Below are 26875 nucleotides of genomic sequence, written 5' to 3'. Positions count from 1 at the left end.
GCACGGTTCTGGCAACAGCAGCACAAGAATGTAACACTCTTGCAGTCCCGCCGCCTGATCGGATCGGTCGGCGCACCCAAAGTCGCGCCTTAATCCTTTATTTCGGGAATAACCGAAATAATAGCCCGAATGCACGTGAACCTTTCATGACAATTCCATGACAGAAACGAAGCTCGCGCCTTAGCTCTCCCACGCGGGGTAGAACGGCTCGGCATAGAGCAGACGCTCCCCATCGACCGGCAAAGCGGCTTGGAACGCGGGCCGCGCGCTGATCCGATCATACCACGCGGACAAAGCCGGAAACTCGGTCAAACGCGCAAAATGGCGAGACATGTAAATCGCCTGCCCCACGCTGACATCCGCAGCCGAGAACCCGCCGTCCAGCAAGTATGTCCGACCCTCCAAACGAGCCTCCAGCGCGGCATAGCATTTCTTCAGGCGGGCCGCCTCCAGCTTCATGATGATGGGCGACCGCATGCTGTCCTCATAGAGCATCACATGCTGCTGGGTCAGCGCTGCCGAATGTTGGCTCACCGTCTCGGAAAAGTGCACCCAGACCAGCCAGTCGCGCCTCTCAGGATGACCCACAGGCCGTCCCATGGCGCTATCAGGATAGCTCTCGCACAGGTACTCGGTGATTGCGCCCGTCTCGAACATGGTGTCGCCGTCGATCTCCAGCGCGGGCACCCGCCCCGCAGGCGACATTGACAGAAAGGCGTCAGACCGCAGGCTCTTGTCGAACCCGTGGGTCACCACCTCGAACGGCACTCCCAATTCATTCAGCAGCCAGAACGTCCGCATAGAGCGGGTCTGCGGGCAGTGGTGCAAACGGATCATGCGGCGTCCTCCTCGCTCTCCTCAAGGCGGATCATTGCGACACCGGCCTCGATCTGGTCACCTTCGCGGACCAACACTTCTGCCACGACACCATCGCGGGGCGCGCAAAGCGTGTGCTCCATTTTCATCGCCTCCAGCAGCGCCATGCGCATTCCGGCCGAGACAGGATCCCCTGCCTTGACGAGCACGCCAGAGACAACGCCGGGCATTGGCGCAACCACAAGGTGTGCCTCATCTGCACCATCAGAGGCCCGATTCAGCGGGTCATCTATTGCAAAAGTGTAGGTATGGGATGCGAAGACGGTGACACTCTCCCCCAGTGCCACCGTCTCGCCGATGCGGGCCCCTCCTGCCCGCCAATGACCCTCGCTGTCGCGCATCAGCGTGACCTGCTCCTCCCCCAGATCAACCGTAATCGCGCGAGGACCATTAATTTGCAGGCATACGGTCCACACTTTATCCCCTTGTGTCAACTGCACAAATCGACGAAGTCGCGACCAAAGTGCGAAGCCCTGATGTGCAGTCGCAGCATTTTGCAACCCGAGCGCAGAAATTGTAGCCAGTGCAACAACTTCCGGCGTTGCTGCAGGTGCATAATGCAGATCATCCATGACTCGGGCGATCAATCCGGTGTCCACGCGACCCTCTACAAAATCGCAATGCCCAGCCAACGATTTCAGGAAGTCGAGATTCGTTACCGTTCCCGCAACCTGAGATTGCATCATACCCCTACGTAAGCGTGATAGCGCTATCGCACGGTTGGGTCCGTGGCTGATCAGCTTTGCAATCATGGGATCGTAGTGGGGGCTGATCTCGTCGCCCTCGCGCACGCCACTATCAGCACGCAACTCCTGTGCAAAACGCAAACGGTCCAAACGTCCCGTCGCAGGCAAGAACCCAGCCGCCACATCTTCGGCATAGAGACGCACTTCAAACGCGTGCCCGTTGATCGACAGATCCTCTTGCCCCAAGGGCAAAGGCTCTCCCATGGCGACCCGCAATTGCCACTCGACCAAGTCCACACCCGTGATCGCCTCGGTCACTGGATGCTCAACCTGAAGGCGTGTGTTCATCTCCATGAACCAGAACCGATCGGGCTGCAGCCCGTCCGAGCCGTCCACAATGAACTCCACCGTGCCCGCCCCGCGATACCCGATCGCCTTGGCGGCGCGCACAGCAGCAGCGCCCATCGCCTCACGCATCTCGTCCGTCATGCCGGGCGCAGGAGCCTCCTCGATGACCTTCTGATGGCGCCGCTGCAGCGAACAGTCCCGCTCGAACAGGTGCACTGCTTGGGCCCCGTCACCAAACACCTGCACTTCGATGTGCCGTGGACTGCTCACGAACTTTTCGATCAGCACCGCGTCATTGCCAAAGGCCGTCCGCGCCTCGGCCCGCGCACTGGCCAACCCGTCGGCAAACCCTTCGGCGCTCTCGACCAAGCGCATCCCCTTGCCACCGCCTCCAGCGACCGCCTTGATCAACACCGGATAGCCGATCCGCGCGGCCTCCTCGGCCAACAGCGCGTCCGACTGGTCCGCCCCATGATAGCCAGGGACCACAGGCACCCCCGCCTCGGCCATCAGCGCTTTGGCCGCATCTTTTAACCCCATCGCCCGAATGGCCCCAGCCGTCGGCCCGACAAAGACCAAACCAGCCGCCTCCACAGCCTCCACAAACTCGGCATTCTCGGACAGGAACCCATAGCCGGGATGGATCGCCCCCGCGCCAGCCTCCAAGGCCGCCGCGATAATCCGATCCCCGCGCAAATAGCTGTCCGAGGGCGCATTCCCCCCGATCCACACAGCCTCATCGGCCATGGCCACATGGGCCGCATCCCGATCCGCATCGGAATAAACCGCCACCACCCGCAAGCCCATCGCCCGCGCCGTCCGCGCCACACGGCAGGCAATCTCTCCACGGTTCGCAATCAACACGCTGTCAAACATGACCTTCTCCCCTCGGCCGCTGCTCTTTTTTGGCGAAAATACCCCGGGGGAGCGCCTCTGGCGCGGGGGCAGCGCCCCCATCCCCCGCCCGCACTCACATGCGGAACACGCCGAATTTGGTCGCCTCAACGGGCGCGTTCAGCGCCGCCCGCAGGCTCAGGGACAACACCGCCCGCGTCTTGCGCGGATCAATGATCCCGTCATCCCACAGCCGCGCCGTCGCGTACAAAGGATGGCTCTGCCGCTCGAACATCTCCAGCGTCGGCTGCTTGAAGGCCGCTTCCTCCTCGGCACTCCACGCCCCGCCAGCGCGCTCGATGGCATCCCGTTTCACCGTCGCCAGAACGCCAGCCGCCTGCGGCCCACCCATCACCGAAATCCGGCTGTTGGGCCATGTCCACAGGAACCGCGGTTGATAGGCCCGGCCGGCCATCCCGTAGTTCCCCGCACCAAAGGACCCGCCCACCAGCATCGTGATCTTCGGCACCGAGGTGCTTGCCACCGCCGTGACCATCTTGGCCCCGTGCCGTGCGATCCCTTCGTTCTCGTACTTCCGGCCCACCATGAACCCTGTGATGTTCTGCAAAAACACCAAGGGGATCTTCCGCTGCGAACACAGCTCGATGAAATGCGCGCCCTTCACCGCCGCCTCAGAAAACAGCACGCCATTGTTGGCGACGATCCCCACAGGGCACCCTTCCACGTGGGCAAAACCGGTGACCAAAGTCTCCCCGAACCGCGCCTTGAACTCGTCAAAGCGGCTGCCGTCCACCACCCGCGCGATCACCTCGCGGATGTCATAGGGGGTGCGCAGATCACCGGGCACCACGCCCAGAATTTCGTCTGGATCATAGGCGGGCTCCTCGGGCGCAGCCCAATCCACCGCCCCCGCGGGCGGGCAGTTCAGGTGCCGCACAGCTTCCCGTGCCAAAGCCAAAGCGTGCGCGTCATCCTCGGCCAGATAGTCCGCGACACCGGACAGCCGCGTATGCACGTCCCCGCCGCCCAAATCCTCGGCGGTCACGACCTCTCCGGTCGCGGCCTTCACCAAAGGCGGCCCCGCCAAGAAAATCGTGCCCTGCTCTTTGACGATGATCGACACATCCGACATCGCAGGCACATAGGCCCCGCCTGCCGTGCATGATCCCATCACCACGGCGATCTGCGGGATGCCCTTCGCGCTCATCCGCGCCTGATTATAGAAAATCCGGCCAAAGTGATCGCGGTCAGGGAAAACCTCGTCCTGATTGGGCAGGTTCGCGCCGCCACTATCCACCAGATAGACACAAGGCAGCCTGCATTCCTCGGCGATCTCTTGGGCCCGCAGGTGCTTTTTGACCGTCATCGGGTAATAGGTCCCGCCCTTTACAGTGGCGTCGTTGCAGACAACCATGACATCGCGCCCATGGACACGACCGATGCCTGCAACGACGCCTGCACAAGGAGCGGCTCCGTCGTACAACCCGTGCGCCGCCATGGCGCCAATCTCTAGAAAGGGTGAGCCCGCATCCAGCAGCGCCCCGACCCGATCGCGCGGCAGCATCTTGCCACGGCTCAGATGCCGGTCACGCGCCTTGTCGCCGCCGCCCGCCGCAGCCCATTCAGCCGCTTCACGCACCTCGGCCAGCATCGCCTCATGGGCGGCCAGATTGACTTTGTAAGTTTCCGATCCGGTCTGGACCTGACTTCTCAACCGCGCCATCGGCGCTCCTCCCTTGTTGTTTCTGAACAGGCCCGCTCTCCCCTTCGGACCTGCCGCAGTTCGGCGCTACTGGGTGTGCCCCTCTCCCGCCAGATAGAGCGCCTGCTCGGCGGTAAGCCGCATCATGCATCCCGCATGGGCTGGCCCCGCGCCTGTCCCGTTGCTCCACTGGGACACCTCATAGAGGCACGTCCCATCCCGAAACCCGATCCACGCCCGCTGCATATCCCTCAGGGCTCCGGCAACCGAAGGCACCTGCATCCCCGCCATCTCCGTATCGACCTGCTTCGACGCCGCCATAACGCGCTGGTATTCACGGTTCAGCACCGCATCCCACCACGCGAACTCCTCGCCGATGCAGAAATTCATCCCGTAGGTGCTCCAACCGCCCTCGTTCTGTGCCATGCACAGGTCGGCCGCGCTGCCCACACAGTCCTGCGATTTGCCCGAGGTCGCGTTGTCGTAGCACTGCTGAACCAGCGCATCGTGAAAGACGAACTCTTCGTCCGCGCCCGCTGCCGTCGCCACTAGGGCAAAAGCGATCATCATCCCGCGTGTCAAATGCGTTGCTCCTGAGAAATGGGGTCTATGCGTTCAATGTACACGAGTTGCCCCCACAGCCCCGCACCAAAGCGCCATTCGCGCCCCAGACTGTTCTGGCACACCACACGCAGCTTGATCCAAGGCGCCTGCCCCGTCTCTGCATGACAATCCGTCAGCGCCGCGCCCTGCCCTGCCTCTTGCAAATAGGCCGACGCGTAGCGCTCGATCACCTCGGTCTCGGTCAAGGTCGCCGAAATCCAGCCCAGCCGCAGGCCGATCACCGCAACGAGGGCCAGAAAAGCCCCCAGCACTGTGAAAACGACCTGCCTTAAGCTCACTTCATGGTCCCCATGAGTTCACGCCCGATCAACATCCGGCGGATTTCGCTGGTGCCCGCGCCGATCTCCATCAGCTTGGCGTCGCGGAACAGGCGGCTGACCACGCTGTCGTTCAGGAACCCCGCCCCGCCCATGGCCTGCACCGCCTGATGAGCCTGCTTCATCGCTTCTTCACTGGCATAGAGCACACAGGCCGCCGCATCCTGCCGCGTAACCTGCCCGCGATCACACGCCTTGGCGACCTCGTAGACATAGGCCCGCGCACTGTTCATCGCGGTGTACATGTCGGCGATCTTGGCCTGCATCAGCTGGAAATTCCCGATGGGCTGCCCGAATTGTGTCCGCTCGGCCAGATAAGGCATGATCTCATCGAGACAGGCCGCCATGATCCCCGTCCCGATCCCCGCCAGAACCACGCGCTCGTAGTCCAGACCGGACATCAGCACCCGCACGCCCTTGCCCTCTTCGCCAAGGACATTCTCGAAGGGCACCTCCACATCCTCGAAAATCAGCTCGGCAGTGTTGGACCCGCGCATCCCCAGCTTGTCGAAATGCTTGCTAGTCGAGAACCCCTTGAACTCTTTCTCGACGATAAAGGCCGTGATCCCCTTGGACCCCGCCTCGGGATCCGTCTTGGCATAGACCACCAAAGTATCCGCATCCGGCCCATTGGTGATCCAGTACTTGTTGCCGTTCAGCAGGTAATACCCGTTCCGCTTCTCGGCCTTCAGCGTCATCGAGACCACATCGGACCCCGCCCCCGCCTCCGACATCGCCAAAGCGCCCACATGCTCGCCACTGATGAGCCGAGGCAGGTACTTCTGCTTCTGCTCCTCGGTCCCGTTCAACTTGATCTGGTTGACGCACAGGTTCGAATGGGCCCCATAGCTGAGCGACACTGACGCACTGGCGCGCGCGATCTCCTCGACCGCGATGGTATGCGCCAAATAGGACATCCCCGCCCCGCCATACTCCTCGGCCACAGTCACACCGAGCAGTCCAAGCTCCCCCATCTCGCGCCATAGCTCGTTCGGAAAGGCATTCCCCTGATCCACTTCTGCCGCAATCGGCTTCACCCGCTCCTGCGCCCAGCGGTGAACCATCTCGCGCAGCGCGTTGACCTCTTCCCCCAGATCAAACGTCATCGAAGACATGAACATTGGCGATTCCTCCCAGATCAACCAAACCCCTTTATTGAACACTTGTTCATAAACAAAATCATGTCAACACCCCTGCTTTCATCTTGGCACAAATACCGCGGGGGGAAGGCCCACCGGGCCGTGGGGGCAGCGCCCCCATCCGCGCGCAGCGCGCTACAGAAAAAGAAAAAGGGGGCGCTGCCCCCTCTTGGCCGATGGCCAATTCACCCCCGGAGTATTTCCGACAAAGCAAAAAGGTGAATGTTATTTCGCCTGATATAGGATCGAGACCTCGTCGCGGATGATGCGCGAGATAAGGTCGCAATCTGCCAAGCTGAAGGTCAAGGGCAGGCGCATGTCGATCAAACCCGCTAGGATACGGTCGGTGCGGGGCAATTTTTCGCAGTTGAAATATTGCCAACTGTCGTAACGACTGGTGAAGGCGATGGGCTCTGCCTTGCCGAACCATTTGAGTTCGACGCCCCGTTTGGCGCAACGCAATAGCAGGTCCGTGATTTTCTCCGCGGGCCACTCTGGCAGCAAAAACTGAATCGAGGACCCAACTTGCACCGCCTCGGCGTGATGGCGGATGGTCCGCAGGCCGGGGCAGTTCGACAGGCCCTCTTCCACGCGGGCGTAGCGGGCGTTCCAGCCGTCGATCCTGTCTTGCAAGGTCGCGATCTGCGGGCGCAGGATCGCCGCGCGCAGATTGTCCATCCGGCCCGAGATGTTGGGAGTCACGTACTTGACCCGCTCGAAAATCTCGGACGGCGGTGCAGCGCGGTGGCGTTCGTAGAGCATATAAGAGCCCGACAGGATGATCGCGCGGGCCATGGTTTCGGCGTCATCGGTGACCAGAAAGCCGCCTTCGCCAGAGTTCATATGCTTGTAGGTCTGGGTGGAGTAGCAGCCGATCAGGCCATGGCGCCCGCTCTGGATGCCTTTGAATGTAGCGCCCATGGTGTGGGCGCAATCCTCGATCACGATGATGCCGTGGGCGTTGCAGATCGCCATCAGCCGGTCCATGTCGCAGATGTGCCCGCGCATGTGGCTGAGGAGCAGATACTTCGACTGGCCCGTTGCGGCCTTGGTTTCCAGATGGTCGAGGTCGATCACCAGATCCTCGGTCACTTCGACCAGATCGGGGATGCCTCCGACCGAGGCAATCGCCCCCGGCACCGGCGCCAGCGTAAACGCGTTGGTCAGAACGGGGTCGCCGTGCTGGACCCCAGCCGCACGCAGGGCGGCGCCGATGGCGTAGCCACCGGATGCCACGGCCAGCGCGTATTTCGCCCCGGTGAAAGCCGCGAATTCTTCTTCCAAAAGAGCGGTATGGGAAATTTCCCCTGAAGCGGTGTTGTAGCGGTGCAAACGCCCGTGGCGCATGACCTCGACTGCGGCAGCGATACCCTCTTCGCAGATGGGCTCTTGCTGGGTGAAGGAACCAGTGAAGACCTCGGTCATGCGGCCCTCGGGATCAGGCGGTCCACGACAGCGTCAAGTTCGTCATAGTGACTGATCAGTGCCTCTGGGTTCAGATCCGCCACCGTCGGGCCATTCGGGCCAAAGGTCACCAGAACCACCGGAATCCCCAGATTTGCCGCACATTGGCGGTCTGTGTTTGTGTCCCCGATCAGGACCGCGCGGTCGATGGCCCCGCCCGCCCCCTCGATCGCAGCGCGCAAGGGCGCAGGGTCAGGTTTGCACACCGGCAGCGTGTCCGCGCCAATCAGATGATCGAACGCCCCGCGCACACCAAGCCGCGTCAGCAACGTCTCTGCCAGTCCTTCGGGCTTGTTCGTACAGATGGTCACACGATCGCCCGCCGCGCGGAACCGCTCGACCGCGTCCATCGCGCCATCGTAAAGCGTTGTGAAAACGTCGATCCGGTCCGCGTATGCCTGCAAAAGCAGCGGGTACTGCCGGCTAACCTCGTCTTCGTCACCGGCACGGCCCAAACGCTCTAGCCCCAGCCGCAGCATAGCGCGGCCGCCGTGAAATGCTGTGGACTGATCCAGCGCTGGGTCCAACTGTGCCCCTACCCCCATGTGTTCAAAGCAGAAATTCGCGGCTGCGATCAGATCGCCGCTTGTATCGGCCAAGGTGCCATCCAGATCAAAAACGATTGTACGCATCGGGCAAAGTCTCCTGTCGGCGGCACCTTGCCGCCCTTTGACATGGTTCGCAATGAACTTTGATGAGAACCTGACTTGCGTCGGAGTATCATGCGGGTACAACGCAAAAAGAATTTGTATTTACAGGATGAATTATGTCCACCGCACTGATTGTTCTGGCAGCCGGCCAAGGCAGCCGCATGAACTCTGACCTTCCGAAAGTCCTTCATCAGGTCGCGGGCGCTCCTCTTTTAGTCCATGCGATGAAGTCCGGCGCAGCCTTGGCGCCCGAGCGGCAGGTGGTTGTTGTGGGCCACGGCGGCGCACAGGTGGCCGAAGCGGCCCGCCGCTGGGATGACGAGATCCAGATTGCCGAACAGACCGAACAGCTCGGCACCGCCCACGCGGTCGCCCAAGCCCGCCCCGCGCTCGATGGCTTCACCGGCGACGCCATCGTTCTGTACGGCGACACCCCCTTTATCAGCCCCGACACCATCGAACAGATGGTGCAGGCCCGCAGCGCCCATGACGTCGTGATCCTGGGCTTCGAGGCTGCCGATCCCGGCCGCTACGGTCGCCTTGTGATGAACGGCGACAAGCTAGAGCGCATCGTCGAATTCAAGGACGCGACCGAGGCCGAGCGCGCCATCACCCTGTGCAACAGCGGCGTGGTCTGCGCCAAGGCCGAGGTGCTGTTCGACCTGATCGACCGCGTTGGGAACGACAACGCCTCCGGCGAATACTACCTGACCGACATCGTGGGTCTGGCGTGGGACACAGGCCGCAGCGCCACAGCAGTCACTTGCGCGGAATCCGAGACCATGGGCGTCAACACGCGCGCCCAACTGGCCGAGGCCGAGGCTGAATTCCAGTCGAAAATGCGGGCTGAAATGCTGGACAACGGCATCACCATGACCGCGCCCGAAACCGTGTTCTTTGCCCATGACACCATCGTCGGCCGCGACACCATCATCGAACCCAACGTCGTCTTTGGCCCCGAGGTGACCGTGGAATCCGGCGCAACCATCCGCGCGTTCAGCCACCTCGAGGGGTGCCATGTCAGCCGCGGCGCGATCATCGGCCCCTACGCCCGCCTGCGCCCCGGCGCGGAAATCAGCGAACACGCCCATATCGGCAACTTTGTTGAGGTGAAAAACGCCCTCATCGGCGAAGGCGCCAAGGCCAACCACCTGACCTATATCGGCGACGCCACCATCGGCAAAGGCACCAACATCGGCGCAGGCACGATCACCTGCAACTATGACGGCTTCTTCAAGCACCACACCGAGATCGGCGAAAACGCCTTTATCGGGTCCAGCACCATGCTGGTGGCCCCCGTCCGCGTGGGCCATGGCGCGATGACCGGCTCCGGCTCTGTCGTCACCACGGATGTTGAGGACGGCGCCCTGGCCCTTGGCCGCGCCAAACAGGTGAACAAACCCAAAATGGCGTTCAAGCTGATGGATATGCTGCGCGCCAAAAAGGCAGCCGCCAAGAAGGAGACCAACTGATGTGCGGAATCGTCGGAGTTCTTGGCAATCACGAAGTTGCCCCCATTCTGGTCGAGGCGCTGCGCCGTCTCGAATATCGCGGCTATGACAGCGCGGGCATCGCGACCGTCAACAATGGCGAATTGCGCCGCCGCCGCGCGGTCGGCAAGCTGGTCAACCTGTCGGATCTGTTGGTCCACGAACCCCTGACTGGCAAGGCGGGCATCGGCCACACCCGTTGGGCCACCCATGGCGCGCCCTCGGTCGTGAACGCCCACCCCCACCGTTCGGGTCCTGTGGCGGTTGTCCACAACGGCATCATCGAGAATTTCCGCGAATTGCGTCTGGAGCTCTCGGCGCACGGCATCGTCTGCGAGACGGAAACCGACACCGAAACCATCGCCCACCTCGTGCGCATGTACATGGATCAGGGCCAGTCCCCGCGCGAGGCTGCGGCCAGCACCATCGCCCGCCTCGAAGGGGCGTTCGCCCTCTGCCTGCTCTTCGAAGGCGAAGAGGACCTGTTGATCTGCGCCCGCCTCGGCTCGCCGCTGGCCATCGGTCACGGGGATGGCGAGATGTTCGTCGGCTCGGACGCGATCGCGCTGGGTCCGATGACCAACCGCATCACCTATCTCGAAGAGGGCGACTGGGCCGTCGTCACCCGCGCTGGCGCCGAAATCCGCGATGCGAGCGGCCAGCAGGTCCACCGCGAAACCCGCACCATTTCCATGGACAGCGCCCGCGTGGACAAGGGCGGCCACAAGCACTTCATGGCCAAGGAAATCGCCGAACAGCCCATCGTCATCGGCGACGCCCTGACCCACTACCTGACCACCGACGGCACCGACATCGTCCTGCCAGAGATCGACTTTACCGCCATGTCGCGCATGACCATGGTGGCTTGCGGCACCGCCTACTACGCCTGCGTCACCGCCAAATACTGGTTCGAACAGCTGGCGAAACTGCCCTGCGAAATCGACATCGCATCCGAGTTCCGCTACCGCGAACCGCCGATGCCCGCAGGCAGCGCGGCCCTGTTCGTCAGCCAGTCGGGCGAAACCGCCGACACCCTCGCCGCCTTGCGCTATTGCAAGGGCAAAGCGGACACCATTCTGTCGGTCGTCAACGTCCCCGAAAGCTCGATCGCGCGGGAATCCGACGTGGCCCTGCCCATCCTCGCGGGCACCGAAATCGGCGTCGCCTCGACCAAGGCGTTTACCTGCCAGCTGACCGTTCTGCTCCTGCTCGCGCTGCGGGCCGGCCACCAGCGCGGCCACATCAGCGACGCAGAGCTTGGCACCCACCTGAACAACCTGCGTGCATTGCCCGGCGTCCTGAACCACGCCCTGAACCAGACCAATGGCTTCGAAGAGGTCTCTGCCGAACTGGCCGAGGCGACCGATATCCTTTTCCTTGGCCGCGGCCTGATGTTCCCTCTGGCGATGGAAGGCGCACTAAAGCTCAAGGAAATCAGCTACATCCACGCCGAAGCCTATGCCTCGGGCGAACTGAAACACGGCCCGATCGCGCTGATCGACCAGACCGTGCCTGTTGTGGTGCTGGCCCCGCGCGACAGCCTCTTCGACAAGACCGTCTCGAACATGCAAGAGGTCATGGCCCGCAACGGCCGCGTCCTGCTGATCACCGACAAAAAGGGCATCGAAGAAGCACAGGACGGCACGTGGCGCACCATCGCCATGCCCGACGTGGACCCCGTGCTGACCCCGATCCTGTATGCCCTGCCCGCGCAGCTCTTGGCCTACCACACCGCCATCGCCAAGGGCACCGACGTCGACCAACCCCGCAACCTCGCGAAATCGGTCACCGTCGAATAACCCCGCGCTGGACCCGCCACAGGGTCCGGCCTACGGGTAATCCCGCGCTGCTTTGGCCTTTGCGATCGCCTTGCCGAATGAACTTTTCTTGGCTTTGGCGGTCGCCGTCCACTCATAGGTGTGGCTGCCCCAGGGCGGGCACGGCGACTTGTAGGTAAACGCCCCCGGCGCAATCTGCGACTGCCCCGTATAGGCCACCCAGCCGCCCCCATGCTTGTAGGACGGCACATCCTTGTCCACGAGTTTAAAGTGAATCCACGTGGTCCCCGCAGGCACATCCTTCAGGTAGAACACCGGATTGGGCACCGTATTCGGCCGCCCCGTGGTGCAGGACGGGATCCCGCCCCAATTAAAACTGAATGAAAACTCCGCCGCCGCAGCGGTTCCGGACACACTGGCCACAACAACAGCCAGCGCACGCAGCACCTTTGATCTGTCCATCTCTGACGTCCTTATAAAAACGATTCAGACATATCCCGGTGCCGCCAGCCTACAGCCACTTTGCAAATTCACCAAACAGACAAAAGGCCCCGCAGTTCACGCTGCCAGGGCCTTCTATTTGCTGAAAATACTCAAATCCCGTCAGCGGGTGTAAATCTCGACCTCGGGCAAGGATGTCAGACCCAATCCAAGCAGACGCAGCGCCGACAGCGAAATCTGCGCCGACCCCGATCCGTCCAGCGGCCGCAGATCCACCAGCACATTCGCGCCGTCCTTCAGCTTCACCGTGCCCGGCCGGGTCGAAGAGACAAGGCTCGTCTTCACCCAGATTCCCGCCTCTTGCGGATCGCCCAAGGACACGGTCTGCGTTCCCAGATACTGGCCCTTGCTGGCGGTCTGGCCGGACCCGACCGCCGCCGCCTTTTGCGCGGGGGTTGCGGTGTCATAATCCGCCGCCGTCCGCGCATTCGCGGGCGGAGAGATCACGCTGGTCGCCACGCTCGGCGCAGGCTGGATGGCGCTGCCTGCGACGGTCTGCATCGGCGCGTCATTCTGGATTTGCGCGTCCAGTTCCTGCCCGCGGCGCAGGGGGTTGAAATCGCCCACACGATCTTTGACTCCAGCAAACTGCTCAGAGGTACAGCCCGCAAGCAGCACACCTGCAAGGGCGCTCATCAAAAACTTGTTCATTCTGCTCTCCACCTCTCGACATTATATTCTGTTATTCTGGCAACCAATTGTCTTGCCCAACCAGCAGGCCACCCCTAGGTTCTACGCTTATGACAGCACCACTGATAGACCCATTCCAGCGCGCCATCTCTTACCTGCGGGTTTCCGTCACGGACCGTTGCGATTTCCGCTGCGTGTACTGCATGGCCGAGAATATGACCTTTCTGCCCAAGAAAGAACTCCTCACGCTCGAGGAATTGGACAGACTGTGCTCCACATTCGTCCGTCTCGGGGTCGAAAAGCTGCGCATCACCGGCGGAGAACCGCTGGTCCGCCGCGACATCATGAAGTTCTTTAACAGCATGTCCCGCCATCTCGAGTCGGGCGCGCTCAAAGAACTGGCCCTGACCACCAACGGCTCGCAGCTCGAACGGTTCGCCGATGACCTCTATGCCGCTGGCGTGCGCCGCGTAAACGTCTCGCTCGATACGCTGGACGAACAGAAATTCGCGGACGTCACCCGCTGGGGCCGCCTGCCCCAAGTGCTGCGCGGCATTGATGCGGCGCAAAAGGCCGGCCTGCGGGTCAAGCTGAACGCCGTCGCTTTGAAGGGCTTTAACGAGCCCGAACTGTTCGACATCGTCGAATGGTGCGCAAGCCGCGACATGGACCTGACTTGGATCGAGGTCATGCCCATGGGCGATCTCGGGAACGAGGACCGCCTTGACCAATACTGGTCGCTCAAGGACCTGCGCCGCCAGCTGGCCGAACGCTACACTCTGACCGACCTGACCGAACGCACAGGCGGCCCCGCCCGCTATGTCCGGATCGAGGAAACCGGCCAGAAGATCGGCTTCATCACTCCTCTGACCCATAACTTCTGCGAAAGCTGCAACCGCGTGCGCCTGACCTGCACCGGCGAACTGTTCATGTGTCTGGGCCAAGAGGACCGCGCCGACCTGCGCGCGCCCCTGCGGATGTCCGACAACGACGCGCTCTTGGAAAACGCGATCCGCGACGCGATCAAGCTCAAGCCCAAGGGCCACGACTTCGACTACTCCCGCCAGACCGTCGCGGGCCAGATGACCCGCCACATGAGCCATACCGGTGGCTGACTGGACCAAACCGCTCAGCGCCCGCTGTCATTGCGGCGCCGTGCGGTTTACCGTCCAACTTGCGGACGGGCTCAGCACGGCCCGCCGCTGCGACTGCTCGTTCTGCGCCATGCGCGGCGCGGTCGCCCTGACCGCCCCACTGGGTGGGATCACCATCACCGCAGGGGCAGAGGATCTGACCCTCTACACCTTCAACACGGGCACGGCGCAGCACTACTTCTGCAAGCATTGCGGCATCTACACCCACCACCAGCGCCGTTCGAACCCCAACGAATACGGGGTGAACGCCGCCTGCATCGACGGCCTCAGCCCCTTTGATTTCACAGAAGTCCCCGTGTCCAACGGCCAGCAGCACCCCTCTGACAATCGCAGCGCGTCGACCCTCGCAGGCATCCTACGCTTCTCGCGCAGCTGAACCCGCCGCCCCGCGCGGCCTCATTTCCCAGAAAAACTACGCCAAAGATACCTTCGGCCGAGATCACGCACATCCTATTGGCAAGTAACATCAATGTTACACACTTGCGTCGTTTTCATGACAGGTATGTGCACCACTGCACTTTGCCCCAGGTGCGAGAAGCTTTATGTTTACGACTTGTTTAAGTTCAGCCAGGTTCCTCGATGCCCCGCGCGATCCATCCCCCTCTTCAGCCGCAAAACCTCTTGCGGTCTCTGCGCGCCCAAGTCCCGCGCAAGGCGTTTCGCGATTTCCGCAACCGCGTGTCCTTTGGCGCAGCGGCGCCGCTGAGCGACGAATGCATCTACATTGATCCCCGTGCGGTCACCCACCGCTATGTGCCGAACCCAAAGCAAGGCGCACCAAAGTTCCGCCGCAAGGACAGCGGCCGGATCGCGACCGGTGATTGGGACCAGAGCGTTGCCCCCCTGCCCTATAACATCAAGGAAGAAGCGATCGAGCAGCACTTCCTCGACGGCGTCCCGTGGGAGCAAACCGCGCTATTCGCGAAACTGAGCCGCGACATCGCGGAAAAAGGCATGGCTGACGACTGCCACACGGTCGAAGAACTGCGCGCCCGCTATGACCGCATGGACCGCCTGTATGACGAGGCCAGCCGCACCGGCAAACTGCTGCCCAAGAATGCGCTGCCCGACTACTTCCGCCGCGAGCATGGGGGCATCTTCGTACACATCGACCGCAACGGTCGCGCCATCCGCTCGGGTGGCGGCATGCATCGTTTCGCCGTCGCGCGGCTACTTGGCCTGACAGAGGTGCCCGCCCAAGTCGGCGTCGTGCATTTCGACGCTGTCCAGAACGGGCTATTGGCAGCCTTCCGCCGCGCGCAGTGACCTAGGACAGAACCTTGGCCACTTGCGCCGCGAAATCCTCGCCGCGTTTTTCAAAGCTGTTGTACTGGTCGAAACTGGCGCAAGCAGGCGCCAGAAGCACGACCTCGCCCGCCTCAGCCTCTGCCGCGGCTTTGGCCACAGCCACCTCCATCGTGGTGCAGATTTCCTTGTCCACGCCGTCCAGCTTCAGGGCGAACTCTGCCGCCTCGCGCCCGATGACATAGGCTTTGACCACGTGGCCGAACTGGTCCGTCAGACCGCCCAAGCCGCCCTCTTTCTCTAGCCCGCCGCAGATCCAGCGCACCTTCGGGAACGCGCCCAGAGCCTTGGCCGCCGCGTCCACGTTGGTCGCCTTGGAGTCGTTGACGAATTTGACCCCGTCCTTTTCCCCCAGCACCTGAGACCGGTGAGGCAAGCCGCCATAGGTCTTGAACCCCTCTTCAATCACACGCGGCGCCAGCCCCAGCGACCGGCACACCGAATAGGCCGCACAAGCATTCTGATGGTTGTGCGCGCCCGGCAGACCCGCGACCTCGCGCAGATCGATGCTGGTGACCTGACGGCCCTTGCGCCATTCGGTCAGGAACCCTTTGCGGGCGAACACGAACCACCCCGGCCCCGACAGCTTCTGCCCCGAAGAGATGCGGATCACCCGATCATCGCTCGGCCCCGTGGACAGCTGGTTCGCCAGATACAGGCCCTCGGGTTCATCCACACCCACCACAGCGCGATCCGGCCCGCCCTCGGCGAACAGACGACGCTTGGCCGCAAAATAGCCCCCGAGCCCGCCGTGGCGGTCCAGATGGTCGGGCGACAGGTTGGTGAACACCGCGATATCCGGCGTCAAAGCCCGCGCCAGATCGGTCTGGTAGCTGGACAGCTCCAGCACGATGACTTCGCCATCCTCGGGGGGATCGATATCCAGAACCCCGCGACCAATGTTGCCCGCCAGCTGCGCGGGTTTGCCCGCGTTGGTCAGGATGTGATGGATGAGCGCACTCGTGGTCGATTTCCCGTTCGAGCCTGTCACCGCCACCACGCGGGGCGGCGTGTCCAGCTCCTCCCACCCATCCAGCGCGAGCGAGCGGAAGAACAGCCCGATGTCATTGTCCACCGGCACCATCGCCGCCATCGCCGCCGCGATGACTTTGTTCGGGGTCGGGTACAGATGCGGAATGCCCGGGCTGACGATTAACAGATCGACGTCGTCAAAGGCCCCCTGCTTGGTGAACTGACGAACCTCGAACCCCTCGGTCTCGGCCCCTTCGCGGGCGGCGTCGTTGTCGTCCCAAACCAGCACCGTGGCCCCGCCTTCGCGCAGGGCCTTGGCCGCGGTCATCCCCGACCGTCCCAAACCCAAGACCGCAATTGTCTGACCATCTACACCGCGCACAGGGATCATCGTGAACACCTCGTTTATCCGTTCGCTCCACCGCTAACGAAAACGCCCCCTCCGGTCCAGAGGGGGCGCGATGTCAGTACGTGTGCCATACGTAAACCATACGCAGGCCAGACGTTATTTTTAGCGAACCTTGAGCGTCGCCAGACCGATCATGGCCAGGATCAGAGCGATGATCCAGAACCGGATCACGATCTGCGGCTCGGCCCAGCCCTTCTTTTCATAGTGGTGGTGAATAGGGGCCATCAGGAACACCCGCTTGCCCGTCCGCTTGAAGTACAGGACCTGAATGATCACCGACAACGCCTCGACCACAAAAAGGCCGCCGACAATCGCCAGAACAATCTCGTGCTTGGTGGACACCGCGATGGCACCCAGCGCCCCGCCCAAAGCCAGCGAGCCTGTATCGCCCATGAACACAGCCGCAGGCGGCGCGTTATACCACAGGAACCCAAGGCCGCCGCCGATCAACCCCATGACAAATATGAGGATTTCACCGGTGCCGGGGACATAGTGCACCTCGAGGTATTCGGTAAAGTCGACGCGCCCCACCGCATAGGCGATCACGCCCAAAGTGCCCGCTGCGATCATCACCGGCATAATCGCCAGACCGTCCAGACCGTCGGTCAGGTTCACGGCATTGGCGGACCCCACGATCACGATCATCGCGAACGGGATAAAGAAATAGCCCAAGTTTATAAGGGTATTCTTGAACACCGGCAGCGCGAGCTGGTTGGTCAATTCCGCGGGATGATAGTAGCTGGCCCAGACAGACGCGATCAGCGCGATCAGAAACCCAAGGCCCAAGCGGACCTTGCCGGGCACCCCGTTTGTATTCTGTTTACTGACCTTGGCGTAATCATCGGCAAAGCCAATCAGACCAAAGCCCATGGTAACGAACAGCACGATCCACACGAACGCATTGTCCAAACGCGCCCACAGTAGGGTCGAAAACAGCAGCGCGCCCACAATCAACAGACCGCCCATGGTTGGCGTACCAGCCTTGGTAAAGTGGCCCTCTGGCCCATCATCGCGGATTGGCTGGCCTTTGCCCTGACGCTTGCGCAGGACGTTGATCAGCGGTTTGCCAAACACGAAGCCAAAGATCAGAGCCGTCGCAAAAGCCATACCCGCGCGGAACGTGATATATCGGAACAGGTTGAAAAAGTCGCCGCCATCCGACAGCAGTGTGAGCCAATACAGCATCAGGAGTCCTCTTGATCCGGTTGGGCGGCGGGATGGCCCAGTTTCTTCAGGGCGTCAACCACCAGACGCAGGCGCATACTGTTCGAGCCCTTGACCATGACCACGTCGCCCGCATCCACGATGCTGCGGACCTTCTCGGCCATTTTGTCGGCGGTGTTGGTGTGCAGGCCCTGTTTTGCAAGCGGCAGCGCCTCCCACAGGTGGCGCATCAGTGGCCCGACGCAATGCACCTTGTCCACGCCCTCTATGGTTGGCAGGTCAGCGATGCCCTCGTGCAGAGCTTCGGCTGTGACCCCCAATTCGCCCATATCCCCAAGGATCGCGATCTTGCGCCCCTTGCTGAACCGGCCCACGTCATTGTGAGTGGTCGCCGTCGCCAAAACCTCAAGTGCAGCGCCCAAGGATGCAGGGTTCGCGTTGTAACTTTCGTCAATCAGGTCAAAGACTTGGCGCGTATCGACCAGATCCAGATGGATCGGCTCGCGAGCGCCTCGCCCTTGGACAGGTTGCCAGCGCGCCAGATCGGACAGCGCCACGGCGCGGTCGAGTTTCCAGTTCTGCACCAGCGTCAAAACTGACAGCGCGTTCATCGCGAAATGCCGCCCCGGCGCGTGCACCTTGTACAGCACTGGCGTGCGCCATGTGCGGGCAGTCGCCACAGTGGTTTCGTCCGCATATTGCACATCCAGAAGGCGCGCGAAGCAGCCCTTGCTTTCACCAAATGTCCGCAGAACGGCGCCAGCCTCCTTGGCCTTGGCCACCAGAATATCAGAGGTCGGCAAATCCCCGTTCAGGATCGCCGTGCCGCCCGGCTCCAGCCCCTCGATAATCGAGGCTTTCTCGTGAGCGATTCCCTCTAGGCTTTCAAACGCAGCCAGATGGGACGGTGCTACGATAGTCACAATCACCGCATTCGGGCGCGCCATCTTGGCCAGAGGGGCGATTTCCCCGGGGTTGCTCATGCCGATCTCGATCACGGCAAAGTCGCTGTCCGCAGGCATCCGCGCCAGCGTCAGGGGCACGCCCCAATGGTTGTTGTAGCTGGCTTCGGCGGCGTGGACCTTGCCCTGCCCCGACAGAACCGTGCGCAGCATTTCCTTGGTCGAGGTTTTGCCCACCGACCCGGTCACGCCCACCACACGCGCCTTGGTACGGGCACGGGCAGCCTTGCCCAAATCTTCCAAAGCGGTCAGCACATCATCCACGATCAGAAGCGGCGCATCCTCGGGCACGCCTTCTGGCACATGGGTCACCAGCGCCGCGCCCGCCCCGTTCGCCAAGGCTTGGCCGACGAAATCATGACCGTCCCGCGCTGCCTTAAGCGCCACAAACAAGTCGCCGCGTTTCAGGGTGCGGGTGTCGATAGACACGCCATCCACGGTGAACGGCAAAGTTGCCCGCCCGCCGGTGGCCTCAGCCGCATCGTCAGAGGTCCAGAGAGGCGAAGTCATACTCATACCATCTTCCCGTCCAGCACCGACACCGCGAGGCTGGCTTGTTCAACGTCATCAAAGGGATAGGTCACATCGCCCACGATCTGCCCCCGCTCGTGACCTTTGCCTGCGATCAGCAGCGCATCTCCGGGCTGTAGCATATCCACCGCTCGCAAAATCGCTTCGGCGCGGTCACCGACTTCGATCGCATTCGGGCAACCGGCCATGACTTCGGCGCGGATGGTGGCGGGGTCTTCGCTGCGGGGGTTATCGTCAGTGACAAAGACCACATCCGCATTCTTGGCCGCCGCTTCGCCCATCAAGGGGCGCTTGGTTTTATCACGGTCGCCACCAGCCCCGATGATCGCCACAACCCGCCCCATGACATGAGGGCGCATGGCTGCCAAAGCCTTGGCCACCGCATCGGGGGTGTGCGCGTAATCCACAAAGACTGATGCCGAATTGTCCCGGGTCGCCGCAAGCTGCATCCGGCCGCGCACAGTGGTCAGTCGCGGCAGCGCGTTGCTGACATCCTGAAAACCAACCCCCGTGGCCATGACCAGCCCCGCCGCAATCAGCACGTTTTCGGCCTGAAAACCGCCGATCAGGTTCAGACGAACCAGAGCAACCTGATGGTCATAGCTCAGCCGCAACTCCTGCCCGGTGCCATCAAAGCGCTGCGCGGTAATCTCAAGGTCCGCGTCATCGTGGCGGCCCACGGTGATCACACAGCGCCCCTCGTCTAGCAGATGCTCGGCAAATTCAGCGACTTTGGGGTCGTCGATATTCAGCACGGCGGTGCCCTCTTCGGGCAACACGCGGTCAAAGAGGCCGGCCTTGGCGGCAAAGTACTCTTCGAAGGTGTGGTGGTAATCCAGATGGTCCTGGGTGAAATTGGTAAATCCTGCCGCCTTCAGGCGCACAGCATCCAGACGTCGCTGGTCCAAACCGTGGCTGCTGGCCTCCATTGCGGCGTGGGTGATGCCTTCGGCGGCGGCCCCAGCCAGCGCACGGTGCAACGTAATCGGCTCTGGCGTCGTGTGGTGCAGCGGGTATTCCCAATCGCCCTCAACACCCGTGGTGCCCAGATTGACCGCTGGCACACCCAGAGCCTGCCAAATCTGGCGGGTAAAGGACGCGACAGATGTTTTCCCGTTGGTCCCTGTGACCGCAACAATGGTCTCTGGCTGCTTTTCGAACCAAAGCGCAGCGGCATAGGACAGCGCCGCGCGTGGCTCTTCGGTCACGATCAGCGCGGCGCCCGCGGCACGCACGTCCGCTTCGCAAATCTCGGCGCCGGCGGCGTCTGTCAGGATGGCGCTGGCCCCTGCCCCCAAGGCTGTAGCCACGAACTCTGCGCCATGGACTTTGACACCCGGAAGTGCGGCAAACAGGTTCCCCGCTGCGACTGCGCGGCTGTCGACCGTCAATCCGGTGACTCGCGCTTCTTGGCCTCCTCGGGCGGTCAATCCCAATTGTGCCAGTGTTTTAACAACATCCATAACCCAGAAATGCCTTTCGACCGATCAATGTGAGGCGAGTGTTACCTCACCTACGGCAGCGGGTTCAACTTCGGGTCGCAGCCCCATGAGCGGAGCAATGCGACCGATGAGTTCTGCCGCCACGGGAACGGCCGTCCAGCCAGCGGTGCGGCGGGGTTCGTCGCTCATGCGGTCTTCGGGTTCGTCCAAGGTAACAATGACCACGTATTTCGGATCATGGGCGGGAAAGACGCTGGCAAAAGTCGCAATGACCTTGTCCTTGTAATAGCCACCGGTGGGCTTGGGCTTGTCCGCAGTGCCGGTTTTGCCCGCAACCGCGTAGCCGGGCACTTCGCCAAAGCTGGCGGTGCCTTTGGTGACCACCTGACGCAGCATCGACCGAACCTGCGCCGAAGTGCGCTCGGACACGATGCGTTCGCCATTCTGGGGTCCGGATTGTTTCAGCAAGGTCGGGTTCACCCGTGTGCCCCCATTCAGCACGCTGGCATAAGCCCCCGCCAGATGCACGGGCGAGACAGACAAACCGTGACCATAGCTGATGGTCAGAGACGACAGTTCCGACCACTTTTTCGGGGTCAGAGGCTTCGCGCCCGAGGCCTCGAGGATTTCAACCGTGGGCTTCTCGAGCAGACCCAAACGGTCAAGGAAGTCCTTCTGCCGTTCGGTCCCGATCAGCAGCGCCAATCGCGCGGTGCCGATGTTTGACGACTTTACGATGGTCTCGGTCACGCTCAGTTGCGAGCCATAGTTGTGGAAGTCGCGAATTCGGAAACGGCCCCAACGCAGCGGACCTTTGGTGTCTAGCTTGGTTTCTGGCGTGACCAGACCCAGTTCCAGCGCCTGCGCGGCGGCAAAGAGTTTGAAGGTCGAGCCCAGCTCATACACGCCCTGAACCGCACGGTTAAAGAGCGGGCTGTCCCCAGCAGACCCTTTGGTCAGCGGCACGGGGCGGTTGTTCGGGTCAAAATCGGGCAGACTGACAAGGCTGATCAGTTCGCCAGTCTTGATGTCCATCACGACAGCGGCCGCGCCCTTGGCATTCATCAGCATCATGCCGCCCTCAAGCACCTTTTCCGCTGCGGCCTGAACGGTCAGGTCCAATGAAAGCTGCAGAGGCTGGCTGCCATTGGACGGATCACGCAGAAATTCGTCATAGACCTTTTCCACACCTGCAATGCCCACAACCTCGGCCGAGGCTACACCTTCACGCCCATAGGACGCGCCGCCAAGAATATGGCTGGCGATTGAGCCATTTGGATACAGGCGGGTTTCGCGGGGGCCAAAGTTCAGGCCCGGTTCGCCAATGTCATGCACCGCCTGCACCTGCTCGGGGCTCAACTGGCGGCGAATCCACAGGAATTTGCGCTTGCCGGTGAAATCTTTGAGCAGACGCTCTTCTTTCAACTCGGGGAAAATCTTGACCAGTTCTTTGGCCGTATGCACCGGATCCACCATGTCCTGCGGATGCGCATACAGGTGGTTGGTCTGCATGTTGGTCGCCAGAATGCGCCCTTCGCGGTCCACAATGTCCGCCCGCTGAGACACAATCTGCGCCGAGCGCACAGTGGCTTGGGGCTCTTCTGGATCGGTCGAGGCCAAAAGCGCCATGCGCGTGCCCACCATCAAGAACCCACAGAAGAACAGAATACCCATGACCAGCAGACGGCTTTCGGCACGGCCGCGCATCTTATCCCGCATCTGTTCGTGACGCAGGCGCAGGTTCTCGCGTTCGATCGCGTCGGGATTTTCGCCTTTGTCGCGAGCTTCAAGAATACGGGCCAAGGGTCGCAGAGGCGTGCGGATCATTGCATCATCTCCAGTTGGTCGCTGGACAGCTCTACAGGTTCATCGAACAAAGGGTTCACAGGAACGGGATAAGCGATCTCTGAAATCTCGCCAAAATGGTCAGCCGTCATGTGCAGCAAACCAAGGCTGTCAAAGTTCAGCTCTGCCAAATCGCGCAGACGGTCGGGCCGGTTCAAATAGGCCCATTCCGCGCGCAACACCGCCAGACGCGAGCGCGCGGCCTCAATCTCGTTGCTCACCTTGCGGGACTCGGCCAAGGCATCTTGGGTGCGATAGTTTTCGCCATAAGCCCAGTAGGCCAAGCCAATCACAACAACAGCCGTCAGAATCCCGAACAGGGTGCGCATTCTATCCGTTCCTCTTCAGTCGCGGCAGGCCAAGGGCATCTTCATCGATAGCGCCAGCCTCTGCCTCGGTCCGCATAGCCACACGCAGCTTGGCCGAGCGGGCCCGCGGGTTGATCTTTAACTCTTCTGAATCGGGGGCGATCGCCTTGCGAGGCGTCAATTTGAAACGTTCTTTTGGCTGTTCCGTCTCGGGCGCGTAACGGTTCGCCCGCCCACCCCCACCTGACGCTTGGGTCAGGAAGCGTTTGACGATCCGGTCCTCGATCGAGTGAAAGGTCACAACCGCCAGCTTGCCACCGGGCTTCAGCGCCCGTTCAGCGGCCATCAAACCACCCAACAGCTCTTCGTATTCGTCGTTCACCGCGATCCGCAGGGCCTGGAAGGTACGCGTGGCGGGATGGGCCTGTCCGGGTTTCGGGCGCGGCAGGCAGCTTTCGACGATTTCGGTCAGGCGCAGGGTCGTGGTGATGGGCTCAAGCGCGCGGGCTTTGACAATCGCCTTGGCGATGCGGCGCGAGGCACGCTCTTCTCCGAACAGGTATATAATGTCGGCCAGTTCGGCTTCGCTGGCCTCGTTCACCAAATCCGCCGCGCTGGGTCCGTCCTGAGACATCCGCATGTCAAGCGGCCCGTCGCGCATAAAGCTGAAGCCACGTTCTGCCAAATCGAGCTGCATGGAACTGACCCCAAGGTCCAGCACCACACCATCCAGATCCTGCGCGTATTCATCTAGGCGAGAAAACGTGCCGCGCACCAGCTCGATGCGCCCGTCATACTCGCCAACCCACTTCTGAGCCATTTCATGAGCCAAGGGATCGCGATCAACGCCGTACACTTTGTCCGCACCTGCGGCCAGCAGTTCGCGGGTGTATCCCCCTGCCCCAAAGGTGCCGTCCAGCCACACGCCGGTCACCGGCGCAACCGCCGCAATCAAAGGCCGGATCAATACCGGAATATGCGGGGCGCCAGTCTGGGTGTCCTGCGACATCTGATTATTCCTCGTCTTCGTCGTCGCCGAACAGGTAGTGAGAAGGATCGAGGTTCGGATCGAAGTCGTCGTCGCCTGTCACCAGGCCGTTTTCGATCTCGTAGGTCTCGGTGCTCCAGATCTGGAAATTCTCGCCTGTGCCGGCAAACACGGCCTCATTGCTGATGCCGATCTTGTTGCGGAGCTTGGCGGGTAACACCAGACGACCTGTCTCGTCCACCGACGTGACCAGAGCTTGGGTCGAATACATCTTCTGCAAAGCGCGGCGCTGCGGGCTCGCGGGGGGCATCTTCAGCATTTTGCGCTGAATCTTGTTCATGGCCTTGATGGTCATGCATTCAAGATAGTCGCGGCGCGCGTCGCCGTAGACAACAACAACCTGCGGGTTCGCACCTTCGGAGAATTCGGGATCGCCAGCGGCAAGCACTTTACGGAAGGCAGCGGGAATAGAGACCCGACCTTTCGTATCCACCTTGTGGTGGCTCTCGCCTATGAACCACTGTTGGCTCACTGCCCGCTCCGTCCCCAGGTCGTTCTTGGTTTATCGGGTGATGAAACGAAAACGGCGGGTTGAGCGTCTGCCACTGCTCAACCCGCCGCCCCTCGTCCCATTACTGGGTGTCCGGCTGTGCAAGCCACCTGGGGGGATGTATACTGCCCACCAGCCGGATCTATTTTGATGAAAGCGGGGTGCCTGTATGAAACTGCCTGAGCCTTTTCGGGATCTTTTGTCGTCCCTTTATTTGCCCGTTCTCATCTTGTGACTTAGGGATGCCATGGGAAATCATGGTAATCAACGGTTTTTTTGGGGAACCGCCCCACCTACCCGTGTGGATAAGTGTCAGCTCTTCTCTCATTTTGCGAAGCTGAATCTCTCAAAACGGGAATATATAGGCGCGATAGTCAGCTTCGGACACATCATCTAGACTTCCACTGTGTGGATAAGTTTGCGGCAAAATTGCCAAAAAAACTTTCAGGATTATCGAAAGTTTGGGCAACAAATCGGGCATAAGTTCCACGGACTCACGGAATCGCGCGTGTTTGTGATTCCATTCACCCGTAAGTCAGGCCTTCGGACCATGCAGTCCCATGGCGGTACGAGACCTAGATTCTGGAATTTTCAGTCGATTCCCATAGATACGCGCCGTTCTTCGCAGTTCTCTGTGGATAAACGCGCCAGATACGCGCCTAAAAAAGTGGACCTCTTTTATCACGGGCTCTCGATTGGCCGTGAATCTGGGCAATTCTCATGGCGTCCCAAATCCCGTCCCACGATTTCCCATGGAATCGCCATCGCCAAATCGTGCGGTGTGGGGCCGAACCCCACTTTTCGGCACTTTGGAGCGCACTCTCTAATTATAGGCGTCAGAGAGACGCCGAACTCGGCTCCTCGGAAGGCGCGTCGAAGTGGTCCGTGGTGGGATCGCATGGCACCGGCTGGCGTTCTGACCTGTTTCCCATCTTAGCCCATCGGCGCGCCCGACTAAGCACGGGGTCACATCGCCGACTCGCTCCCGCCCATCACTTCACACCGGCAATCCATGGAATCACGGCCAGATGCCCGCGCCACAGACGCCTGTGTTGTTTTCGCCACACACCTAAAAGAGGGGTGGCTTCGAATCCGAAAAAGCCGAAAATGACGCGTTCCCAACTTGCACGCGCCCCATATCGCCTCCCCAAAAATAGTGGGATCACGGCTAAATATTTGGGAATTCCACATATTTTAAAGGCCGTGCCATACGCTGAGCGCATGCCAGCTTGCCGGGTGATGTTAGCGGAACCACAGACAAGAGCTGCTGAAAACAAGCCCTATTGATCAAAAATCCGCCTAATTCATGGGCAGAATAGGCATGCACGATATGCATAGCGGCCTTGAACCTTCGCGGGATTGTGCATCTGCAGCATTAGCGTACATTCAGTATCAACAGAGCGGCACACATCCAGACGAGCAGCACTCGAAGGGACGTCACTCTAAAGAAGTTCAAAGTTGAAGGCTGTACCAATGGCATACGCATCAGACATCCGCGCACAGGGCGCTCAGAAAAACGGTGTAACCGGTTTCTTTGACACCCTGAAAGCAAAGATCGCTCGTCAGATGCTGATCCGCGAGACTGTGAAAGAGTTGAACGCTCTGTCCGGTCGCGAGCTGGCAGACCTGGGCATGCACCGGTCGCAGATCATGGGCGTGGCGATCGCCGCAGCAAACGAGCGCTACGGCGCTGTCTAAGAATTCGATTTCAGGTGCGATCCTCCCTCGCATCTGTGATCTGGCGGTGACCTCCTCCTCCCTTTGGTCCACCGCCAACCCAACAAGGTTCAGATAGCCGCTCTCCTCCTCCCTGCGGCGTCTGTTATCAGCGGCAACACTCTCTCCTCCTCCCTGAGTGTTGCCGCATCAAGTTTGAGATCAGGATGCTCTCTCCTCCTCCCTGAGCATTCTGTAATCTAGCGGCGACACTCTCCTCCTCCCTGTGTCGCCGCACCTAATTCGAGATCAGGATGCTCTCTCCTCCTCCCTGAGCATTCTGTAGATCAGCGGCGATATCCTCTCCTCCTCCCTGGATATCGCCGCACCCTAATCCGAAATCAGAGGCTGCTCTCCTCCTCCCTGCAGCATCTGTATTTTAGCGGTGGCGCCTCTCCTCCTCCCTGGCGCCACCGCTTTTTTATTTTTCACTTCAGAAAATGAAAAAGGCCGCCCGAAGGCGACCTCA

At 61.3% G+C, this 26875-nt stretch carries 24 protein-coding genes; 6 read left to right on the top strand and 18 right to left on the bottom strand.

All coding sequences use genetic code 11. The annotated features are described in order from the left end of the window. Positions 1–180: 180 nt before the first annotated feature. The 8 genes from BM225_RS16900 to BM225_RS16865 all read right to left on the bottom strand — a co-directional run bounded on the left by BM225_RS16900 (position 181) and on the right by BM225_RS16865 (position 8643). Complete coding sequence (locus BM225_RS16900; protein ID WP_072705890.1) at positions 181–837, bottom strand: glutathione S-transferase family protein; 657 nt, start codon at positions 835–837, stop codon at positions 181–183. Then, complete coding sequence (locus BM225_RS16895; RefSeq protein ID WP_072705889.1) at positions 834–2786, bottom strand: acetyl/propionyl/methylcrotonyl-CoA carboxylase subunit alpha; 1953 nt, start codon at positions 2784–2786, stop codon at positions 834–836. The genes BM225_RS16900 and BM225_RS16895 overlap by 4 nt, the downstream gene beginning before the upstream one ends. Positions 2787–2880: 94 nt before the next feature. Then, complete coding sequence (locus tag BM225_RS16890; RefSeq protein ID WP_072705888.1) at positions 2881–4488, bottom strand: carboxyl transferase domain-containing protein; 1608 nt, start codon at positions 4486–4488, stop codon at positions 2881–2883. A gap of 66 nt (positions 4489–4554) precedes the next feature. Continuing rightward, the gene (locus BM225_RS16885) at positions 4555–5049 is read right to left on the bottom strand and encodes a lysozyme inhibitor LprI family protein (protein WP_143095406.1); all 495 of its coding nucleotides are present in this window, start codon (positions 5047–5049) and stop codon (positions 4555–4557) included. Next, the gene (locus BM225_RS16880) at positions 5046–5369 is read right to left on the bottom strand and encodes a hypothetical protein (RefSeq protein WP_072705886.1); all 324 of its coding nucleotides are present in this window, start codon (positions 5367–5369) and stop codon (positions 5046–5048) included. The genes BM225_RS16885 and BM225_RS16880 overlap by 4 nt, the downstream gene beginning before the upstream one ends. After that, positions 5366–6529: an isovaleryl-CoA dehydrogenase gene (locus BM225_RS16875; RefSeq protein WP_072705885.1), complete on the bottom strand. Its 1164-nt coding sequence runs from the start codon at positions 6527–6529 to the stop codon at positions 5366–5368. The genes BM225_RS16880 and BM225_RS16875 overlap by 4 nt, the downstream gene beginning before the upstream one ends. 243 nt (positions 6530–6772) lie before the next feature. After that, positions 6773–7972: a DegT/DnrJ/EryC1/StrS family aminotransferase gene (locus BM225_RS16870; RefSeq protein WP_072705884.1), complete on the bottom strand. Its 1200-nt coding sequence runs from the start codon at positions 7970–7972 to the stop codon at positions 6773–6775. Next, positions 7969–8643 carry an HAD hydrolase-like protein gene (locus BM225_RS16865; protein ID WP_072705883.1) on the bottom strand — a complete coding sequence of 225 codons (675 nt, stop codon included), beginning with the start codon at positions 8641–8643 and terminating at the stop codon, positions 7969–7971. Before BM225_RS16865 ends, BM225_RS16870 begins: the two co-directional genes overlap by 4 nt. A 134-nt stretch (positions 8644–8777) precedes the next feature. Here BM225_RS16865 and glmU point away from each other — a divergent pair, with 134 nt between their 5' ends. After that, entirely contained in the window at positions 8778–10133 is a 1356-nt protein-coding gene (gene glmU, locus BM225_RS16860; protein ID WP_092465012.1) for a bifunctional UDP-N-acetylglucosamine diphosphorylase/glucosamine-1-phosphate N-acetyltransferase GlmU, read from the top strand. After that, positions 10133–11950 (top strand): glutamine--fructose-6-phosphate transaminase (isomerizing), encoded by a 1818-nt coding sequence (gene glmS, locus BM225_RS16855; RefSeq protein ID WP_092465011.1) that lies wholly within the window; start codon positions 10133–10135, stop codon positions 11948–11950. Before glmU ends, glmS begins: the two co-directional genes overlap by 1 nt. Before the next feature lie 30 nt (positions 11951–11980). Here glmS and BM225_RS16850 read toward each other — a convergent pair whose 3' ends face one another. Together BM225_RS16850 and BM225_RS16845 are read right to left on the bottom strand one after the other, a co-directional pair. After that, complete coding sequence (locus BM225_RS16850; RefSeq protein WP_092465010.1) at positions 11981–12391, bottom strand: hypothetical protein; 411 nt, start codon at positions 12389–12391, stop codon at positions 11981–11983. A gap of 141 nt (positions 12392–12532) precedes the next feature. Continuing rightward, entirely contained in the window at positions 12533–13081 is a 549-nt protein-coding gene (locus BM225_RS16845) for a hypothetical protein (protein WP_072705880.1), read from the bottom strand. 89 nt (positions 13082–13170) lie between these two features. On the opposite strand from BM225_RS16845, the gene moaA reads away from it, so the two are divergent. The 3 genes from moaA to BM225_RS16830 all read left to right on the top strand — a co-directional run bounded on the left by moaA (position 13171) and on the right by BM225_RS16830 (position 15480). Then, a complete protein-coding gene (moaA, locus tag BM225_RS16840) occupies positions 13171–14175 on the top strand; it encodes a GTP 3',8-cyclase MoaA (RefSeq protein WP_092465009.1) in 1005 nt (334 codons plus the stop codon). Continuing rightward, positions 14168–14590, top strand: a complete 423-nt coding sequence (locus BM225_RS16835; protein ID WP_072705878.1) for a GFA family protein — start codon at positions 14168–14170, stop codon at positions 14588–14590. The genes moaA and BM225_RS16835 overlap by 8 nt, the downstream gene beginning before the upstream one ends. A 203-nt stretch (positions 14591–14793) precedes the next feature. Next, the gene (locus tag BM225_RS16830) at positions 14794–15480 is read left to right on the top strand and encodes a ParB N-terminal domain-containing protein (RefSeq protein WP_092465008.1); all 687 of its coding nucleotides are present in this window, start codon (positions 14794–14796) and stop codon (positions 15478–15480) included. Position 15481: 1 nt separating this feature from the next. On the opposite strand, the gene murD is transcribed toward BM225_RS16830, so the two are convergent. From murD to mraZ, 8 genes are all read right to left on the bottom strand, one after another. Beyond that, positions 15482–16882 carry a UDP-N-acetylmuramoyl-L-alanine--D-glutamate ligase gene (murD, locus tag BM225_RS16825; protein ID WP_072705904.1) on the bottom strand — a complete coding sequence of 467 codons (1401 nt, stop codon included), beginning with the start codon at positions 16880–16882 and terminating at the stop codon, positions 15482–15484. 120 nt (positions 16883–17002) lie between these two features. Continuing rightward, entirely contained in the window at positions 17003–18085 is a 1083-nt protein-coding gene (gene mraY, locus BM225_RS16820) for a phospho-N-acetylmuramoyl-pentapeptide-transferase (protein WP_072705876.1), read from the bottom strand. Continuing rightward, positions 18085–19542 (bottom strand): UDP-N-acetylmuramoyl-tripeptide--D-alanyl-D-alanine ligase, encoded by a 1458-nt coding sequence (locus BM225_RS16815; RefSeq protein ID WP_245780527.1) that lies wholly within the window; start codon positions 19540–19542, stop codon positions 18085–18087. The genes mraY and BM225_RS16815 overlap by 1 nt, the downstream gene beginning before the upstream one ends. After that, a complete protein-coding gene (locus BM225_RS16810; RefSeq protein ID WP_072705874.1) occupies positions 19539–21020 on the bottom strand; it encodes a UDP-N-acetylmuramoyl-L-alanyl-D-glutamate--2,6-diaminopimelate ligase in 1482 nt (493 codons plus the stop codon). The genes BM225_RS16815 and BM225_RS16810 overlap by 4 nt, the downstream gene beginning before the upstream one ends. 24 nt (positions 21021–21044) lie before the next feature. Continuing rightward, positions 21045–22826, bottom strand: coding sequence for a peptidoglycan D,D-transpeptidase FtsI family protein (locus BM225_RS16805; RefSeq protein WP_072705873.1), 1782 nt, complete (start codon positions 22824–22826; stop codon positions 21045–21047). Then, positions 22823–23173 (bottom strand): cell division protein FtsL, encoded by a 351-nt coding sequence (ftsL, locus tag BM225_RS16800; RefSeq protein ID WP_072705872.1) that lies wholly within the window; start codon positions 23171–23173, stop codon positions 22823–22825. The genes BM225_RS16805 and ftsL overlap by 4 nt, the downstream gene beginning before the upstream one ends. A 1-nt stretch (position 23174) precedes the next feature. Then, on the bottom strand, positions 23175–24161 hold the full coding sequence (gene rsmH / locus BM225_RS16795; RefSeq protein WP_072705871.1) for a 16S rRNA (cytosine(1402)-N(4))-methyltransferase RsmH: 987 nt from the start codon (positions 24159–24161) through the stop codon (positions 23175–23177). Positions 24162–24165: 4 nt separating this feature from the next. Further along, a complete protein-coding gene (gene mraZ, locus BM225_RS16790) occupies positions 24166–24672 on the bottom strand; it encodes a division/cell wall cluster transcriptional repressor MraZ (protein ID WP_072705870.1) in 507 nt (168 codons plus the stop codon). Positions 24673–26163: 1491 nt separating this feature from the next. Here mraZ and BM225_RS16785 point away from each other — a divergent pair. Continuing rightward, positions 26164–26388 (top strand): DUF1127 domain-containing protein, encoded by a 225-nt coding sequence (locus BM225_RS16785; RefSeq protein WP_072705869.1) that lies wholly within the window; start codon positions 26164–26166, stop codon positions 26386–26388. The last annotated feature ends 487 nt before the right edge of the window (positions 26389–26875 follow it).

The sequence above is a fragment of the Donghicola eburneus genome, from assembly GCF_900115865.1.
Taxonomy (GTDB): Bacteria; Pseudomonadota; Alphaproteobacteria; order Rhodobacterales; family Rhodobacteraceae; genus Donghicola; species Donghicola eburneus.
The sequence above is the reverse complement of the archived record's forward strand: the minus strand, read 5'-3'. Positions and strand labels throughout refer to the sequence as shown.

What these genes read in the sequence shown, in the direction of transcription:
- BM225_RS16870 (WP_072705884.1), bottom strand. Translation starts at nt 7,972, where the DNA reads ATGACCGAGGTCTTCACTGGTTCCTTCACCCAGCAAGAGCCCATCTGC.
- murD (WP_072705904.1), bottom strand. Translation starts at nt 16,882, where the DNA reads ATGATCCCTGTGCGCGGTGTAGATGGTCAGACAATTGCGGTCTTGGGT.
- BM225_RS16805 (WP_072705873.1), bottom strand. Translation starts at nt 22,826, where the DNA reads ATGATCCGCACGCCTCTGCGACCCTTGGCCCGTATTCTTGAAGCTCGC.
- BM225_RS16850 (WP_092465010.1), bottom strand. Translation starts at nt 12,391, where the DNA reads ATGGACAGATCAAAGGTGCTGCGTGCGCTGGCTGTTGTTGTGGCCAGT.
- BM225_RS16895 (WP_072705889.1), bottom strand. Translation starts at nt 2,786, where the DNA reads ATGTTTGACAGCGTGTTGATTGCGAACCGTGGAGAGATTGCCTGCCGT.
- BM225_RS16900 (WP_072705890.1), bottom strand. Translation starts at nt 837, where the DNA reads ATGATCCGTTTGCACCACTGCCCGCAGACCCGCTCTATGCGGACGTTC.
- moaA (WP_092465009.1), top strand. Translation starts at nt 13,171, where the DNA reads ATGACAGCACCACTGATAGACCCATTCCAGCGCGCCATCTCTTACCTG.
- BM225_RS16815 (WP_245780527.1), bottom strand. Translation starts at nt 19,542, where the DNA reads ATGAGTATGACTTCGCCTCTCTGGACCTCTGACGATGCGGCTGAGGCC.
- BM225_RS16785 (WP_072705869.1), top strand. Translation starts at nt 26,164, where the DNA reads ATGGCATACGCATCAGACATCCGCGCACAGGGCGCTCAGAAAAACGGT.
- BM225_RS16845 (WP_072705880.1), bottom strand. Translation starts at nt 13,081, where the DNA reads ATGAACAAGTTTTTGATGAGCGCCCTTGCAGGTGTGCTGCTTGCGGGC.
- BM225_RS16810 (WP_072705874.1), bottom strand. Translation starts at nt 21,020, where the DNA reads ATGGATGTTGTTAAAACACTGGCACAATTGGGATTGACCGCCCGAGGA.
- glmU (WP_092465012.1), top strand. Translation starts at nt 8,778, where the DNA reads ATGTCCACCGCACTGATTGTTCTGGCAGCCGGCCAAGGCAGCCGCATG.
- BM225_RS16875 (WP_072705885.1), bottom strand. Translation starts at nt 6,529, where the DNA reads ATGTTCATGTCTTCGATGACGTTTGATCTGGGGGAAGAGGTCAACGCG.
- rsmH (WP_072705871.1), bottom strand. Translation starts at nt 24,161, where the DNA reads ATGTCGCAGGACACCCAGACTGGCGCCCCGCATATTCCGGTATTGATC.
- BM225_RS16865 (WP_072705883.1), bottom strand. Translation starts at nt 8,643, where the DNA reads ATGCGTACAATCGTTTTTGATCTGGATGGCACCTTGGCCGATACAAGC.
- ftsL (WP_072705872.1), bottom strand. Translation starts at nt 23,173, where the DNA reads ATGCGCACCCTGTTCGGGATTCTGACGGCTGTTGTTGTGATTGGCTTG.
- BM225_RS16890 (WP_072705888.1), bottom strand. Translation starts at nt 4,488, where the DNA reads ATGGCGCGGTTGAGAAGTCAGGTCCAGACCGGATCGGAAACTTACAAA.
- glmS (WP_092465011.1), top strand. Translation starts at nt 10,133, where the DNA reads ATGTGCGGAATCGTCGGAGTTCTTGGCAATCACGAAGTTGCCCCCATT.
- BM225_RS16830 (WP_092465008.1), top strand. Translation starts at nt 14,794, where the DNA reads ATGCCCCGCGCGATCCATCCCCCTCTTCAGCCGCAAAACCTCTTGCGG.
- mraY (WP_072705876.1), bottom strand. Translation starts at nt 18,085, where the DNA reads ATGCTGTATTGGCTCACACTGCTGTCGGATGGCGGCGACTTTTTCAAC.